Here is a 15,156-nt window from a genome sequence, read left to right as displayed (position 1 = left end):
GTTTATTTCGCAGCTATATTGATCACTGCTAACAAAATGTAAACACTACGTAGACTATATAGGGCTTGCTTACCATCTAAAACAGGCATTGCAGAATTATACTAAAAGTGGGGGAAAAGGAGATGCTACCCTTAATAAAGCCGAAGCAGTCGCTGTGATGTTGGAAAAATACGAGATATGCTGCGGGCTATTTCACGGTTTTGACTGGTCACTTTGGGTTACTGGAAACGCTGAAGATCGAATTAGATTATTACCGCCAGCACAAGAACATATATTAACGCAAAAGGATGGCAAAGAGCGTTTACTGGGAGTGGTTACCGAGCTTTCTAAAGCGTTTGCATTGGCTGTTCCAGATGAAAAAACAACTGAAATTCGCGACGATGTTGCTTTCTTTCAGGCGGTAAGAAGTGTTTTAGCAAAACCTTCAGCTGCTGAAGAAGCAGAGACTGAAACTACAGAACAGGCAATTAAGCAGCTGGTGTCCAAAGCAGTCGTTTCTGAAGGGGTGGTTGACATCTTTACTGCCGCCGGATTAGAGAAGCCCGATGTCTCAATTCTCTCTGATGAATTCCTCGCTGAAGTCCGAGACTTGCCTCATAAAAACGTGGCGGTTGAACTTTTAGAGAGGCTGCTTAATGATGACATCAAGACCCGTTCACAGAAAAACGTAGTCCAAGGACGTTCATTTGCAAGTATGCTGGAACGCTCAATTCGCACCTACCAAAACCGTGCAATTGAAGCAGCACAGGTAATTGAAGAACTCATCGAAATCGCAAGAGAAATGCGTCAGGCTCAGGATCGAGGTGATGATTTAGGGCTTTCAGATGAAGAATTAGCATTCTATGATGCCCTTGAGGTTAACGATAGCGCGGTTCAGGTGTTAGGCGATGAGACGTTACGAACCATCACCGTTGAACTTGTGGAAACTGTCCGGCGAAACGTGAGTATTGACTGGACGATAAAGGAGAGTTCCCGAGCGAATATACGAAGAATGGTGAAACGCACCCTTCGCAGACACGGTTATCCACCCAACAAACAGGAAAAGGCTGCTGAAACTGTCTTAGAACAGGCTGAGGTATTGTGTGAAAATTGGGTGATTTAAGAAATTAAATGTAACCCGTTCTGGAATTTGAGAGAGGTCCTACTTTACCTTTCTTTTTATATAAGGCAGTGATAGATGATAAAAATATCTAAAAATCTTGACAAAGTTTTTCAAATCAACTATATTAACCTATTGACATTTTTTGTTAGGTCATAAACCGAAATTCCATGTTAGTGTAATAACGCAAACAACTAAGATAGGACTTACGCATGCTGCTCTTTTGTAGCACAAACTTCATAGTTTGTGGTAGGAGACCGCTGTGTTTTCCGAAAATTCTCATCTCACAGAACGGACTGCAGTCAAAATTGCGTAAGTCCTATAAGAAAGGAAAATAAATGTTAGCAGAAATACGTCAAAGAGAAGGTGTTATCGTTATTCGACCCACCGGCCGTATGATTGGTGCGGCAAACGCTGAAATTAGAGAGCAAATTAATGAGGAACTTGAAGAGTATTTTGACTCTCCGAAGGTAATCTTTAACCTTGAGAATGTCACCCGGATGGATAGTAGTGGCCTCGGCACACTCGTTTCTGTCAATGTGACTGTCTCGCGAAAGGGAGGACGGACCGCACTCGTCAATGCAGGCGCACACATCCGAAACCTTCTTATCCTTGGTCGATTAATGAGCGTTTTCGAGACTTACAATAGCGAAGAAGAGGGAATCCTCGCGCTCACTTCTGATGAAACCTAATAAATCGGGTAGAGCCATTTAGTTCAACCTCTGCCCGGCTTTTGCCTGAATCGAAGACTAAATGGCTCCAACACAATAGAGGAAACCCAGATACGAAATAAGGGAATTTATGGCAAATCAGAATCTTCCGATGTTTACTGTTAGTGCCGGTTTCCACGATCGAGATGGATGTCCGGTTAGTATTGACGTTGATCACCCTGGTGTGAGCCAACTTCACGATTGTCCCGTCACTTTAACGGATGTGGCATCGGGCAGCGTCATATCGGCGCAATGTTATGCCAATGAGGACGGTTCTACTACCTTAAATTGGATACTTGATGGACTCGCTGCCGGTGAATCTCGCACTTATACTCTCTCTGAGGGAAACGTCACAGGTGAATCAGGCGTTCAGTTCAAAGAGGAAGCCGAAACTATCGCCATCACACTCAATGACCGATCTTTTACAACGTTCCGGTATGCTAAAACGCAGTTCCGACCTTACTTCTTTCCTGTCCTCGGTCCGAATGGACGCGAAGTAACACGGGGTGAGACGAGCGAGGTCTCGAAAGATCATGTGCATCACCGTTCGCTCTATGTCGCCTATGGCGAGGTTAATGATGTGGATCTGTGGGGAGAAGGGAGTAATTCTGGAAGAGTCGTGCATCAGGGCTTTACACAAAAACACGATGGTGCCGTCGTCGGTAGGATTTATACCGAAAATAATTGGGAAACCCGCGAAGGCAACGTTCTGATGACCGACAAACAGAACTTCCGTATCTATAACCTACCTGAAGATGCCTCACTTCTTGACCTCGATCTGACATTTATCGCTTCTGCTGGGGATGTCTACTTCGGAGATACCAAGGAAGGCGGTATTATGTCGATTCGTGTCCATCCGTCGATGAACGCTTCGGACAGTGGAAAGATAGAGAACGCTTTTGGTGGCATCAATGAGGATGAGACATGGGGCAAACGGGCGAACTGGTGCGATTATTCCGGCGTTGTTGACGGAACACCTGTCGGACTTGCTGTATTCGATCACCTCATCAACCCACGCTATCCAACGTACTGGCACGTACGGAATTACGGACTCATGGGAACGAATATCTTCGGGGGCGGCACCTTTGAAGGAGACTCCTCTAAAGATGGCTCCTACACGCTCAAAGCAGGCGAACAGATGCACTTCCGATTCCGGGTCCTTATTCATGCAGGTGATGCAACCACCGGGAAAGTGGCGCAGAAATATCACGATTTCATCAACCCACCAGTCGTTGAGGTGTCCTAACCTACTTGTCTGATTTAGGGGGTTGGCTATCCAAATATATGGACAAACCGAAACCCTCTTTCTGATAACTGATAACTGACTGCCAGTATAAGGAGTTTCAGGAATGCCAATCCCGACTATTCACGTGGGATGCACCCATTTCGCACATGGTCGTCTACAAGCACAAGTCAATTCGCATGGGTTGGAACCTGTCGCGTGTGTGGACATCAACCTTGAAGCCGCGCGAAACGGTGTATCGTCAATAAACGGTGCACCTGAAGGCTTAACAGAACGTATCTACACGACCATAGCGGAGGCGAAAGAGAAGCACGATGCACAGGCGTGCCTTATCTACGCCTCAACGACCGTTCACGCCAAGTTAATTGTCGAAAGCCTGAATCTCGGTATGCACACCCTCTGTGTTAAACCTATTGCAACAACACAGTTAGAATTTCATGAAATTATCCAAGCACACAAGGCAAATCCCGGCTTGATGCTGGTTCAAGGACAAAACAAACGTTGGAATCCTGCCGCAGCGAAAATGCGAGAATGGCTCCGCGAAGATCGGGGTGTCGGTGAAATGCTCGCGGGTGAGTGTCGGTTCTGGATTCGCCAAAACCTCTACACTGGACCCGATTCTCGACAACCCGATGCCTATGTAGATGGACTCTTCTTTCATGCTGGTTGCAGCCACCAACTCGACCAACTCGTCGCAGCCAAAGGGCTACCGAAGTATGTCACCGCACATATCCATAACCGTCGGGATCCCGCACTCGGACAAATTGAGGCGTGGGGGACCGCGGGCGGCAACGCCCTTATGGAATATGCAAACGGCGCGCCTTTCTCTTATGCGGGGACCCGGGCAGCACACGCATCGCCCTTCGGTTGGAGTGGGCACTGGAGTTTTCACGGGGAAGACGGAGATCTCCGCCGCGATGCAGGACACCTACAACTTTTCCGACTTGGCGAGACCCTTGAGGATTTGACCCTTCAAGATTTACATTCAGGGCTTATAGAGGACGATCGACTCCAATTTGATGCCTTTGCACAAGCGATTACAGCCGGCACAGATCGTGCGTGGATGCAGGAGACAACCCTCGGTACATGGATGCTGATGGAGGCTTGCAACGAATCTGCACGGACCCAGGAACGCGTTGATGTTGAGGCATTTGCTAAGAAGATGCTCGGCTAACGAAAAAAGGAAAATTAAAAAAATGCAATCTCCACACGGTTCAGCATTTCGTCCCTCTGTCATGGGCAGAAATGGCATGGTTACATCTGGGCACGTACTCGCCTCGCAGGCAGGTATTCAGACAATGATGGCAGGTGGCAACGCCGTTGACGCAGCCATCGCAACGGCTGTAGCCCTTGGTATGGTTGAGCCTGCTGGTTCTGGGCTTGGAGGCGACGGGTTTATCCTCATCTATTGGGCGGAGACTGGGAAGGTCGAAGCCGTAAACGGCACTGGACCCGCACCGCGCGCCGCAACCCGCGAAACCTATCTTAAAGACGGTGGAATCCCGATGAAAGGCATACGCAGTGTTTCGGTCCCGGGAATCGTTGACGCATGGCTCCTCGCACACGAACGCTATGGTGCCCTCAAGTTAGAAGATGTTTTCGCACCCGCAATTGCCCTCTGTGAGGAAGGATTTCCTGTGAGCCACAGACTCGCTGGCGGTCTTAAGGGCGAAAATCCACGTTTCGCCGCTGAACCGGACAGCCGCGCTATCTTTACAAACGAGGGTGAACCCATCCCCGCCGGCCAATTTATCTCAAACCCCAATCTCGGTAAAACCCTCCGAAAGATTGCTGAACACGGAAGAGATATATTCTACAAAGGTGAAATTGCACAGGCTATCGGTGAGTTCAGCCGTGCTCATGACGGACTCTTGACGACAGAGGATCTCGCTGACTATCACGCACACTGGGATGAGCCGATACACGTCAACTACCGAGGGTATGAAGTCTATGAGATGCCCCCGAATTCGAGTGGTCATATCTTACTTCAAGAGTTGAATATGGTTGAACGCTTTGACTTGCCGACCTTGGGCTGTAATACGCCTGAAAGTGTCCACCTAATGGTTGAAGCCAAGAAACTCGCCTTCGCCGATCGCGAAAAATATATGGCGGATCCGAATTGGGTTGATATTCCTTTAGACGGCATGTTATCGAAATCCTACGCTGCTGAACGCGCCGAACAGATTGATTTAGAGAAGGCAGCTATAGATGTCCCTGCTGGTGGTCCAGAGTCACACGAGGATACGACCTGCTTCTGCACCGCCGACCGTGCCGGAAATCTTGTCTGTATATTACAGAGCATCCAATCAGGGTTCGGTTCTGCTCTGGTTGCAGGGGACACCGGTGTGCTCTTGAACAATCGGATGACCTATTGGCACTTAGAGGAAGGACACCCGAACTGTCTGATGCCGGGCAAACGCGTCCGTCACACAATGAACCCTGTCATCGTCACAAAGGACGGGCAGCCCTTCATCGCGTGTGGCACACCCGGTGCCGATACACAGGTTCAAACGAACCTACAACTCGTTACCCATATAATTGATTTCGGAATGACACCACAAGAAGCCGTTTCTGCACCGCGCTGGCGCAGTCTCCAGAATCCCATGGAATCCACTATTCCGCACACCTGCTCTAATGATCTCCAGTTAGAAAACCGATTTCAGAGGGATACGAAGGACGGTTTGGCGAAGCGAGGACATGAACTCCAAATCCTCGGCGATTGGGGCGGTCCAGGAAGCGCACAGGCGATCATGGTGCATCCTGAATCTGGCGCGCTCATCGGCGGTTCTGATCCCAGAACGGATGGATACGCAGTAACTTTTTAGGAGGATTACCATGAATAGCAGCATTATCGATAGGATCGCGCACGCGATTCTCATAACAATCTTTTCTTTTTCAACAGCAACGGGGTGGGCAGCTGATACTGTCCTTTTTGAAGAGGATTTTGAGGGTGTCACACTCCAAGCAAGTATAATGGAACAGATTAAAGATAAAGATGTTTGGTCAGGTACGCCGCCTGAGGGTTGGGAAATTACAAACGAGAATCCAGATGACCTCGGCATGCCCGAGTGGAGAACTTGGGCAATCGTCGATCTTGAGTGGTGGACACGAACAGCGGAAGACCAGAGGCGTAGTGAGTTCACAGGCGTACACAATGACGGCAAGGGCGTAGGGAAAGGCGCGGTTTCTGACCCTGATGAGTGGGACGATTGGGAGGGGAATGGCAATCCTGATGCTATCAGTCGTTGGAATGGTCACCTAATTACACCACCCATTAAAATCAAGGGTGCGGCAGAGGGATCGCTCATCTTAACCTTGGATTCGAGCTGGCGGCCCGAAGATACGCAAAACGGAGAGATAACAGTCAGCTTTGATGGCGATGCCGAAGAACGTATCTTATTCTTTCAAAGCGTTGGTATTGACGCAGGTGCGCATACGCTCGTTACGATTCCTACCCTTAAACTAAAGGAAGAGAAAATAAACGACGGAGAACAGATAAACGAAACGTTAGAAATCCCGATCGACAATCCCGCAGGTGCCGCTGAGATGGTCATTAGTTTCGGGGTCATTGACGCACAGAATGATTGGTGGTGGGCGATAGATAATATAGAACTCATCAGTACTGCTTATGATGTAGAGCCGAGGGATAAATTAGCGATAAAATGGGCAGAAATAAAACTCTCGCAATAGTCCGTCTTTGCTATGTTATTAGCGACAAAGCAGTTCCCTTGTAGCACAAACTGTTAGTTTGTGGAATTTCGGGATGAACTGCCCAGAGGTTTCAATCTTTAAATTGAACTCACGTTAAAAAGAGTAATGCGCTTCCCGCAAGTGCATTGCTCTTTTATGCCTTACTGACTTTTAGGAGAAAGTCATGAAAATTTTAGTCACAGGTGGCACAGGACGCATTGGATCCAATCTCGTCAAAAAATTGCTGGAAAAAGGGCACACTATCCGCAGCTTCGTTTATCCGGGTGATGTCAATCGTGTCGGAAGATGGGACGGGACGGGAGACGTTGAGACCGTCCTCGGCGATCTGCGCGAATACGACGACGTTAAAAAAGCCGTTAAAGGGGTCGATGCCATCTATCATATTGCCGCCGCCTTTGGCGGGCCTTTTGATAACCGCCAGTACTTGGCAATCAACGGTATGGGCACCCTCAACATTTTGGAATGTGTCCGTGAGTTCAATCCGAACATTCATCGCCTTGTTTATGCCTGTACGGAAGCAATCTATTGGGAACTCACCGAAAAAGGACGACTTTTTGATCAACGCATCACCGAAGACATGGTTGCCAAATACCATCACATGCCTTACTTCCTTACCAAATGGATTGGTGAGGAACTCTGCATGAGCTACCATCACCAGTATGGGGTACCTTCAACGGTTTTTAGGTTCACAACCGTGATTGAGCCGAGTGAATATCTCAATGAGGACGGTTTGCCGAGGCAATTCCTCTTCAGTCCCATCTATAATCGGTACAAGAATTATGCAGGGAACGATCCCGCCGAATTGGAGGCTGCGAATACGGTTAAAGGTCTTTGGGATGGGACAGAGAAATTCATACTCAAACGCAACCCTGACGGACGACCCTACAAGGAACATTTCACGGATGTACGGGATATTGTACAAGGATTGGTTTTAGGGATTGAGAAGGATGCCGCTGTAGGCGAAGAATTCACGCTCGGTGGAAATGGCGTTTTCAAACATGAAGAGGCCATCCCCTACCTATGTGAACGCTACCAGATGGACTCCGTTGATGTCCAACTCCCGCAACCCGTCTATTTTGAATTTGATTTAAGCAAAATCAAGACGTTGTTGGACTATGAACCGCAACATAATTTGGCGAGTATCCTTGACGCTGCTGAAGCGATGCGACGTGGTCAAGATGTCGGTATCATTCCGACAGGTCTCCGATGGAGTTAGCACTTTTCCAGCGATTCTAATTGATGTTTCACGCATAATCGGTTAAACTTGTTAAATAATACAAGCTTAACCGCATCGGGAGCCTATCTATCATGAAAGTCCTTTTTCGTCCCCCAACCTGTTATCCTTTGCTGCTATTGGCTTTTATCTTTTTGACGTTGAATTGCACAAAAGTATCGCCAACCCCCTCGGTGTATGTGCCCGCCAGCACTAAACATCTGGACCGGCACATTAACGCGGTGCTGAAAACGGAAGGACTCCAAGCCTCAAAGCGATCAGAAGATACGGAATTCCTCCGGCGTATCTATCTCGATATGACCGGAAAAATCCCTACTCCCGAAGAAGTACTCGATTTCCTGAAGGACGGGTCCCCAAGTAAGCGTCAGAGAAAGATTGATACGTTGCTCGAAAGTGAGGCGTTCATCAACTATTGGACTCGCCTGTGGGTCAACTGGTTAATCGGCAGACGCGATGATGATAACCAACTCATGTTGACAGCGTGGGTCCGGGACGCGTTGCAGAAAAATATGCCCTACGACCAATTTGTCCGCAATCTTATTGCAGCGGATGGCGACCGACGGAACAACGGGGCTGTTAATTACATCCTCCGATATGACCAATCCCCAGTCCTGTTGACCTCACACGCCTCCAGATTCTTTTTAGGGATCCCTATGCAATGCGCCGAGTGCCATGACCATAAAATCGAAGCATGGCTCCAAAAGGATTTCTACGGCATCGCTGCCTTCTTCACTGGGCTGGATACGCAACGTAAAGGCAACTTCCGAGCCGTGAACATGCTCGGCGAGGCAGAAGAATTTGAAAATATTGTAATTGTCAACAGACCTGAAAAAGCGATGTGGGTCGAACGACTCAACGAAGCGGTCACACCACACTTCTTAGACCGCACCGAATACAATGGGCCGCTGATAGAAAAACGCAAAGCCCTCGCGCAGTGGATGACCGACAAATCAAACCCGTATTTTAGCCGTACAATTGTGAATCGGATATGGAAACACTTTATGGGACGCGCTTTCGTCGAACCCCTTGATGGCTTCGGAGAGGAGAATCTACCGACCAATCCCGTGCTCTTGGAGTGGCTGGCAAAGGATTTCGTCATTCATGGCTATAATCTGCAACACCTCATGCGGACTATCCTCAATTCTGAGGCTTACCAACGCACTTCGGAAACAAACAAAAGCAACAAAGACGATGAACTTTACTATTCGCATGCGTATATCAAACCGCTCAGTGCAGAGCAGTTTTTCTATTCTATGCTCCAAGCCACCGGCTTTGAAAGACTTCAACAGATCCAGATGGAGGGCAACAAAAGGACAGGTGGCGAGGACCGCGAAAATATGCTCCGTGATATAGAAAATAGGAAACGCGAGCATCTCCAAAAATTTCTATTTCTCCTCAACAACGGTGAGATGGAAGAAATTGAAGCCTTCAACGGAACGATCCCGCAAGCATTGATGATGATCAACGGGAGCATCGTCAACGATAGTGCGAACCACGCCGATCGCGGGAGTTTCGTCAATTACGTCCTCGGAAAATGGCGCGATCCGCTTGAACGCATGGCGTATATCTATCTCAACGTCCTGTCTCGTCTACCAACTGCTAAAGAGAAGACCTATTTTCAACGTTATATAGATCGGAGTCTGTATCGGAACAAGGACTTGGCTTACGAAGACCTGTATTGGGTTTTGTTAAACTCTGCCGAATTTTCGCTTAATCATTAAACTACAACTAAACTTTGGACAATTTTTTATGGGATCCACATTTCGCCCCGCTGGGGCTTATGTCTTGAGGATATGGCGTTTCTATAAACATTTCGCCCCGCTGGGGCTTGTGCCTTCTACTATCGGCGTTTATTTTTCTTCGAGTTGGATTTTTGTATGGAACTTGAAGAAAAATCAGAAACATTTTGAAAATGCGCATTAGCCTCGCAGAAATTGTCCAAACTATAGTAAACTACAAAGGAACGTACTTAAACTATGAACTATCACCAGATGAAAATCAAAGAGTTAAGAGCGGAACTCAAAAAGCGCGAATTGAAAGGGTACTCGTCACTGAAGAAAGCCCAAATGATTGAATATCTTTTGACAGGAATTCCTCCGCTGAAAAATACTGTTGAGCAGGTGGATTACCGTGAAATGCGGACTAAAGAGTTGAGAGCAGAACTTAAAAAGCGTGGTTTGAAGGGATATTCGTCGTTGAAAAAGGTTCAGATGATTGAATATCTTTCAACAGGTATCCATCCGTTGAAAAATACAAAGGTATCAGCACCAGCAGCGAACGGAGATATACGCGAGCCGTCCTCTGACAGTATTGGATATCCACCAACTCTTTTTGGCGGAACGAAAAAACTTCCTGTCAATCAAATTGTATCGGGGGACTGCTTAAAAGTTCTGCAAGATTTTCCTGATAGCGTTTTCGATTGTTGTATCACCGATCCACCATTTAATATGTCAAGAAAGAAAGGGTTAGGTTGGGCATTTAGTTCCCATGTTACAATGCAGGAACAGTGGGATATTTTCGCACAGGATGACTATTTCGAGTTCACAGTTGACTGGATTCGTGAGGTATTGCGGGTCCTGAAGACAAACGGAAACCTGTTCATCTTCGGATCTTTTCACTGTATTTTTACAATTGGTTTTATTCTTCAAAACTTGTTTGACCGACGAATTATCAGCCAACTTGTTTGGTACAAACCTAATGCACAACCTAATATTACCTGTCGCATGTTTACTGAGTCTACTGAATTTATCATTTGGGCGGTCAACAATGAGAGCAAAAAAGCCAAAAATTGGACGTTCAATTATGAAGTGATGAAAGCAATGAACAATGACAAGCAAATGCGAAACATGTGGGAAATTCCGATCACTAAGCGATCGGAAAAGAAGTTTGGAAAACACCCGTCGCAAAAGCCCTTGGCGGTTGTTAATCGGCTTATTTTGGCTGGAACTAATGAGGACGATCTCATACTTGACCCATTTTCTGGAACCGGAACTACAGCAGTCGTTGCCAAGCAAAATAACCGGAGATGGATAATGATTGAGAGGCAAGAAGAATATAACGAAATTGCTCGGCAGAGGCTTGATGAGTTGTCTAATATGCTGTTTGAGAATGCCTCAAATGCCGATTGATGATCGGAGAAAGCGATGGAAAGAAAAAAAGCAGTTCAAAAGTTATCAACGATTACTGGTCAGGATCTTCGAGAATTGGCCAGTGATTACGAAGTGACCGTATTTAAAGGCGAAAACAAAAATAAAGGTTGGGCAGGACATGTACTTGAAAGACATTTAGATTTGCCTATTAATTCGGCGCAGGCACCTAATTTCGGGTCGTGGGAACTAAAAACAGTTCCTTTAAAATATCTGAAGAATGGGAAGCTAAGAGTTAAAGAAACAATGGCAGTAACAATGATCGACTCTTATAACGTTGAGCGAACCGATTTTGAAGATAGCCATTTACTAATGAAATTAAGACGGATGGTTGTGGCTGCGAGAATTTGGGAAAGTCAACGAGAGGAAAGATCAATTTTATACTGTGTAACAACTTTTGATTTGGATAATCCGGCAGTCTACGATCAAGTGAAAGCAGATTATGACTTAGTGAGGGAAACAATCTGTACACAAGGATTTGAGGCTCTTACTGGTAAAATGGGTGTATACATTCAACCCAGGACGAAAGGAAGTGGCCATGGAAGTACTTCAAGAGCCTTTTATGCCAGGAAAATTTTTCTCGAAAAGTTTATCTTTCCCCAGTTGTCTCAAGACAGATAAGCGAGGAGCAACGAGGACAATAGGAAATAAGGGTTTCTACAGTCAAAACTTACGAAATCAAAAGAGTCGATTCTGATTATTTTCTTCAAGTTTAGATCCAAACTGACACTTGTAGCATAGGTAGCCACTACGGAGATATGAAAATGTCAAGCACATCTATCGGAGAAATCCGGTCAAAACTCAATTCAAATTATATTCATAAATGCATCGAACCTATAGTAGATCCAGTATATGAGGATTCATACGAAGCGTGTCTGTTAGAATTGGATTCCGGGAACTGGTTCGGTTACATTCAGTATCTCGATTTGGACAACTATATAGCCAATATTAAGGGTCAAGCACAAACCAAGGAAGAACTGATTATATTGCTGACCGACAAACTTCACGAAGCAATAGAATTGGAAGAAAATGAACACGATAGACGACTGTTGAAAGCGATAGAAGCAGGAGCATTTGATAGCCTCGCTGAAAAATCCGAACAAAATGTTAGAGAAGGCAAATATTACGATTGGGAGACTCTTAAGGAAATGTTAGTAAAACATGAACAATAGATTTGACAGTGATTTTTTTGATGCTTTGGACAAATTGCCATCCCAGGTTAAAAATGCTGTTCATAGAAAATTTGGGTTGTTTTTTCAAAATTCCAGACACAATTCGCTCCAGTTTAAAAGGGTTGGGAGATACTGGTCTATTAGAATCAATAAAAATTACCGGGCACTGGCACGCGGGGATATTGGAAACCTGATTTGGTTTTGGGTCGGTAAACATGATACTTATGAGAGACTTATAAGTATGGATTCCTGAACCAGAATATATTTACTAAAATTATAAAGAGGACCAAAGATGAACAAGAAAGAGTTTGTACCAGCAAGTATCAGGGCTCCCGGGCATGTAGATTTTGATTCCTGCATGGAGCATGTAGATTATAACTTAGAAAAATTGTCGGAATTGTTGACAAACGAGGGACGTGTGAGTTATTTTGAAGTTTTAAATTATATTGTACCGATAATTACGAATATATGTAAAATAATAGAACCATCTGCCAAAAAACAGAGAACGAATACTTTTTGTATAGAGACTCGTTTTGATTCCTCCTACGAAAAAGATACAGAGAAATTAAGAGATGAATGGAATAGAATTAGAGGTAATGACATTTACGGTAAACTTAAAGATTCTCGTAACAAAGCAGCTGCACACATAAACAGCTTGCATGAGGGTTACAGGGAGACTCAGAAATTATTAGTAGAAGAGGCAATATATTTAATTAAGCGCGAGGAACGTTTAAGGGATTTGGTCTCCGAGGTAAAATCTTTGATACATAATACTGAAATATCAGTTAAAAAGAAAGAAGGCAGTCACTTAAATGTGGATGTTATATCAATAAAAGTCGGAAAGAAGTCAGAATGAGGGCGTAGACCCATCAAGCAGGCAGCAGCCTTTGATAATACCAAAAAGGAGAATCTTACTATGAAAAACTGTATCTTGTTTATCATAATCTGTGCAATCACCTTTGGAATCGTGACACTCGCGACAGCACAGACCTATTTCGAGGACAATTTCGATGACGCAGAAGCATCTGAGGATAAATGGGTCCCACTTTTCGGAGAATGGGAATTCGCAGATGATCAATACCATCAACTCCAGAATTCCGTTAACTGCATGAGTGTTGTTGCCGATGAATTCTGGGATGACACTTGGAGTGAGTACACCTATGAGGTCCGAGGCAGCAAAGTCAGTGGTGCCGAAGGGTTCTTGATTATGTTCCGCTGCCAAGGCTTAATGCAACCGCGTGGACAGGCACTCGAAGACCATCCGCCGCGTATGGAAAACCTCAAACCCTCCCTGGAATACTGGTGGAACCTTGGCGGTTGGGGCAATACACGCTCACAGGTCGAATCGTGGGGCGGCAAAGCCGGGGCGAATAGCAACCACACCATCAAAGATAAAGATTGGTATCACATCAAGATCGTCAATACCCCTGATAGTTACACAGTCATCCTTGACGATGAAGAAGTCGCACAGGTAGACGATGATACCGAAGGCGGTGTCGGACGTATCGGTCTCGCAACATGGGCAACGGTCGCGAAATATGATGATGTCATCGTCTACGGACCCGATGGACCCTCATTGCCAGTTGACGCAAAAAGTAAACTCGCGACCACTTGGGCACACCTCAAGGCTACGAGATAGGAATTGGATGAAAAATGTTGAGTTATTTCTTACCCCCGCGCATTGAATTTGGAGATGGCACCATCCAAAATTTGGGTGAGTATGTCAAAACCTTTAATGGCAAAAAACCGATCTTAGTGAGCGATGCCGGCGTTATCAATGCCGGTATCCTTGCCAAGGCGATAGAGGCGTTGGACGCAGCAGGTTTAGCGCATGCTATCTATTCAGACATCGAACCGAATCCTACCGATCTCAGCATCGCAGACGGTGTGGAGGCTTACAAAACAGAAGCCTGTGATGTTGTTATCGCTGTTGGTGGCGGAAGCGTGATGGATGCCGCGAAAGCCATTCGCCTCCTAATAACCCACGAACCACCGTTAGAGCCATACTATGCTGATGTTGGTGGACTTGCGCGGATTCGTGGCGATATGCCTCCTTTAATATGCGTGCCAACAACCGCTGGTACTGGCAGTGAAGTCTCACAAGGCGCGATTATTACAGATACATCGCTACAGACAACTGACCGTTGGCGAAAGCGCGCAATCGTTACCCCTTTCAACATGGCGAACATCGCACTCCTAGATCCAGGCATAACGCTCGGTATGCCACCCGCACTCACTGCGGCGACAGGTATGGATGCCATCACCCATGGGATTGAGGCATATACGGCAACGAAATATCACCCGATTGCTGAGGGGGTCGCGTTGCAGGCACTCAAGATATTAAGTGCGAATATCCAAAAGGTCTATCATAATGGTGAAGACGTAACCGCGCGGGGAGAGATGCTCCTCGGATCGTGCATGGCGGCATTCTCTTTCCAGAAGGGGCTCGGTGCCGTCCACTCGTTAGCGCATCAGCTCTCAACAGACGCACCCATCCCGCACGGTGTCGCAAACGCTATCCTCCTGCCGCCCGTTATGGAATTTAACTTCTCTCACGCCAGCGAGAAGTACGCTGAAGTCGCACGCACCTTAGGCATAGACACCACTGACATGGATATTGACGAAGCGGGGAACGCTGCTATTGATAAGATTAGGGCGTTTAATACGGAATTGAATATGCCCGCGGGACTTGGGGCTGCAGGCTTAGATCGCGGAAAGATTCCAAAACTCGCAGCAGATGCTATGCTGGATCATTGTCACAAATTTAATCCGCGGGCGTGTACGGAAACCGATATGGTCGCACTCTTTCAAGCCTCCTTCTAAAAAAGGAAGTTCCCATCT

Annotated in this window: 13 protein-coding genes and 1 pseudogene; all 14 read left to right on the top strand. The window is 46.3% G+C overall.

Going from position 1 to position 15,156, the window contains the following annotated elements; translation table 11 throughout:
- The first annotated feature begins 49 nt into the window (after positions 1-49).
- The 14 genes and pseudogenes from OXN25_15930 to OXN25_15865 all read left to right on the top strand — a co-directional run bounded on the left by OXN25_15930 (position 50) and on the right by OXN25_15865 (position 15,138).
- A pseudogene (locus OXN25_15930) lies at positions 50-1,102 on the top strand (DUF3387 domain-containing protein).
- A gap of 335 nt (positions 1,103-1,437) precedes the next feature.
- Positions 1,438-1,791 carry an STAS domain-containing protein gene (locus tag OXN25_15925; protein ID MDE0426341.1) on the top strand — a complete coding sequence of 118 codons (354 nt, stop codon included), beginning with the start codon at positions 1,438-1,440 and terminating at the stop codon, positions 1,789-1,791.
- 109 nt (positions 1,792-1,900) lie between these two features.
- Positions 1,901-3,055 (top strand): PmoA family protein, encoded by a 1,155-nt coding sequence (locus OXN25_15920; protein MDE0426340.1) that lies wholly within the window; start codon positions 1,901-1,903, stop codon positions 3,053-3,055.
- Positions 3,056-3,158: 103 nt separating this feature from the next.
- The gene (locus OXN25_15915; GenBank protein ID MDE0426339.1) at positions 3,159-4,226 is read left to right on the top strand and encodes a Gfo/Idh/MocA family oxidoreductase; all 1,068 of its coding nucleotides are present in this window, start codon (positions 3,159-3,161) and stop codon (positions 4,224-4,226) included.
- Positions 4,227-4,248: 22 nt separating this feature from the next.
- The gene (ggt, locus tag OXN25_15910) at positions 4,249-5,877 is read left to right on the top strand and encodes a gamma-glutamyltransferase (protein MDE0426338.1); all 1,629 of its coding nucleotides are present in this window, start codon (positions 4,249-4,251) and stop codon (positions 5,875-5,877) included.
- A gap of 10 nt (positions 5,878-5,887) precedes the next feature.
- On the top strand, positions 5,888-6,742 hold the full coding sequence (locus tag OXN25_15905) for a hypothetical protein (protein MDE0426337.1): 855 nt from the start codon (positions 5,888-5,890) through the stop codon (positions 6,740-6,742).
- 184 nt (positions 6,743-6,926) lie between these two features.
- A complete protein-coding gene (locus OXN25_15900) occupies positions 6,927-7,979 on the top strand; it encodes an NAD(P)-dependent oxidoreductase (GenBank protein MDE0426336.1) in 1,053 nt (350 codons plus the stop codon).
- 92 nt (positions 7,980-8,071) lie between these two features.
- Positions 8,072-9,718 (top strand): DUF1549 and DUF1553 domain-containing protein, encoded by a 1,647-nt coding sequence (locus OXN25_15895; GenBank protein MDE0426335.1) that lies wholly within the window; start codon positions 8,072-8,074, stop codon positions 9,716-9,718.
- A 255-nt stretch (positions 9,719-9,973) separates the two neighbouring features.
- The gene (locus OXN25_15890; protein MDE0426334.1) at positions 9,974-11,125 is read left to right on the top strand and encodes a DNA methyltransferase; all 1,152 of its coding nucleotides are present in this window, start codon (positions 9,974-9,976) and stop codon (positions 11,123-11,125) included.
- Positions 11,126-11,140: 15 nt separating this feature from the next.
- Positions 11,141-11,764, top strand: a complete 624-nt coding sequence (locus OXN25_15885; protein ID MDE0426333.1) for a MutH/Sau3AI family endonuclease — start codon at positions 11,141-11,143, stop codon at positions 11,762-11,764.
- A gap of 143 nt (positions 11,765-11,907) precedes the next feature.
- Entirely contained in the window at positions 11,908-12,315 is a 408-nt protein-coding gene (locus tag OXN25_15880) for a hypothetical protein (protein MDE0426332.1), read from the top strand.
- Between the two features lie 292 nt (positions 12,316-12,607).
- Positions 12,608-13,171 (top strand): hypothetical protein, encoded by a 564-nt coding sequence (locus tag OXN25_15875; GenBank protein ID MDE0426331.1) that lies wholly within the window; start codon positions 12,608-12,610, stop codon positions 13,169-13,171.
- A 60-nt stretch (positions 13,172-13,231) separates the two neighbouring features.
- Positions 13,232-13,954: a hypothetical protein gene (locus OXN25_15870; protein ID MDE0426330.1), complete on the top strand. Its 723-nt coding sequence runs from the start codon at positions 13,232-13,234 to the stop codon at positions 13,952-13,954.
- Positions 13,955-13,968: 14 nt separating this feature from the next.
- Positions 13,969-15,138, top strand: a complete 1,170-nt coding sequence (locus OXN25_15865; protein MDE0426329.1) for an iron-containing alcohol dehydrogenase — start codon at positions 13,969-13,971, stop codon at positions 15,136-15,138.
- The last annotated feature ends 18 nt before the right edge of the window (positions 15,139-15,156 follow it).

This window comes from Candidatus Poribacteria bacterium, from assembly GCA_028820845.1.
Taxonomy (GTDB): domain Bacteria; phylum Poribacteria; class WGA-4E; order WGA-4E; family WGA-3G; genus WGA-3G.
This window is presented reverse-complemented; position numbering and strand designations above follow the sequence as displayed.

Coding starts and splice junctions, on each gene's coding strand:
- OXN25_15875 (MDE0426331.1), top strand. CDS start 12,608: ATGAACAAGAAAGAGTTTGTACCAGCAAGTATCAGGGCTCCCGGGCAT.
- OXN25_15905 (MDE0426337.1), top strand. CDS start 5,888: ATGAATAGCAGCATTATCGATAGGATCGCGCACGCGATTCTCATAACA.
- OXN25_15890 (MDE0426334.1), top strand. CDS start 9,974: ATGAACTATCACCAGATGAAAATCAAAGAGTTAAGAGCGGAACTCAAA.
- OXN25_15925 (MDE0426341.1), top strand. CDS start 1,438: ATGTTAGCAGAAATACGTCAAAGAGAAGGTGTTATCGTTATTCGACCC.
- OXN25_15885 (MDE0426333.1), top strand. CDS start 11,141: ATGGAAAGAAAAAAAGCAGTTCAAAAGTTATCAACGATTACTGGTCAG.
- OXN25_15865 (MDE0426329.1), top strand. CDS start 13,969: ATGTTGAGTTATTTCTTACCCCCGCGCATTGAATTTGGAGATGGCACC.
- OXN25_15880 (MDE0426332.1), top strand. CDS start 11,908: ATGTCAAGCACATCTATCGGAGAAATCCGGTCAAAACTCAATTCAAAT.
- OXN25_15895 (MDE0426335.1), top strand. CDS start 8,072: ATGAAAGTCCTTTTTCGTCCCCCAACCTGTTATCCTTTGCTGCTATTG.
- OXN25_15920 (MDE0426340.1), top strand. CDS start 1,901: ATGGCAAATCAGAATCTTCCGATGTTTACTGTTAGTGCCGGTTTCCAC.
- OXN25_15915 (MDE0426339.1), top strand. CDS start 3,159: ATGCCAATCCCGACTATTCACGTGGGATGCACCCATTTCGCACATGGT.
- OXN25_15900 (MDE0426336.1), top strand. CDS start 6,927: ATGAAAATTTTAGTCACAGGTGGCACAGGACGCATTGGATCCAATCTC.
- ggt (MDE0426338.1), top strand. CDS start 4,249: ATGCAATCTCCACACGGTTCAGCATTTCGTCCCTCTGTCATGGGCAGA.
- OXN25_15870 (MDE0426330.1), top strand. CDS start 13,232: ATGAAAAACTGTATCTTGTTTATCATAATCTGTGCAATCACCTTTGGA.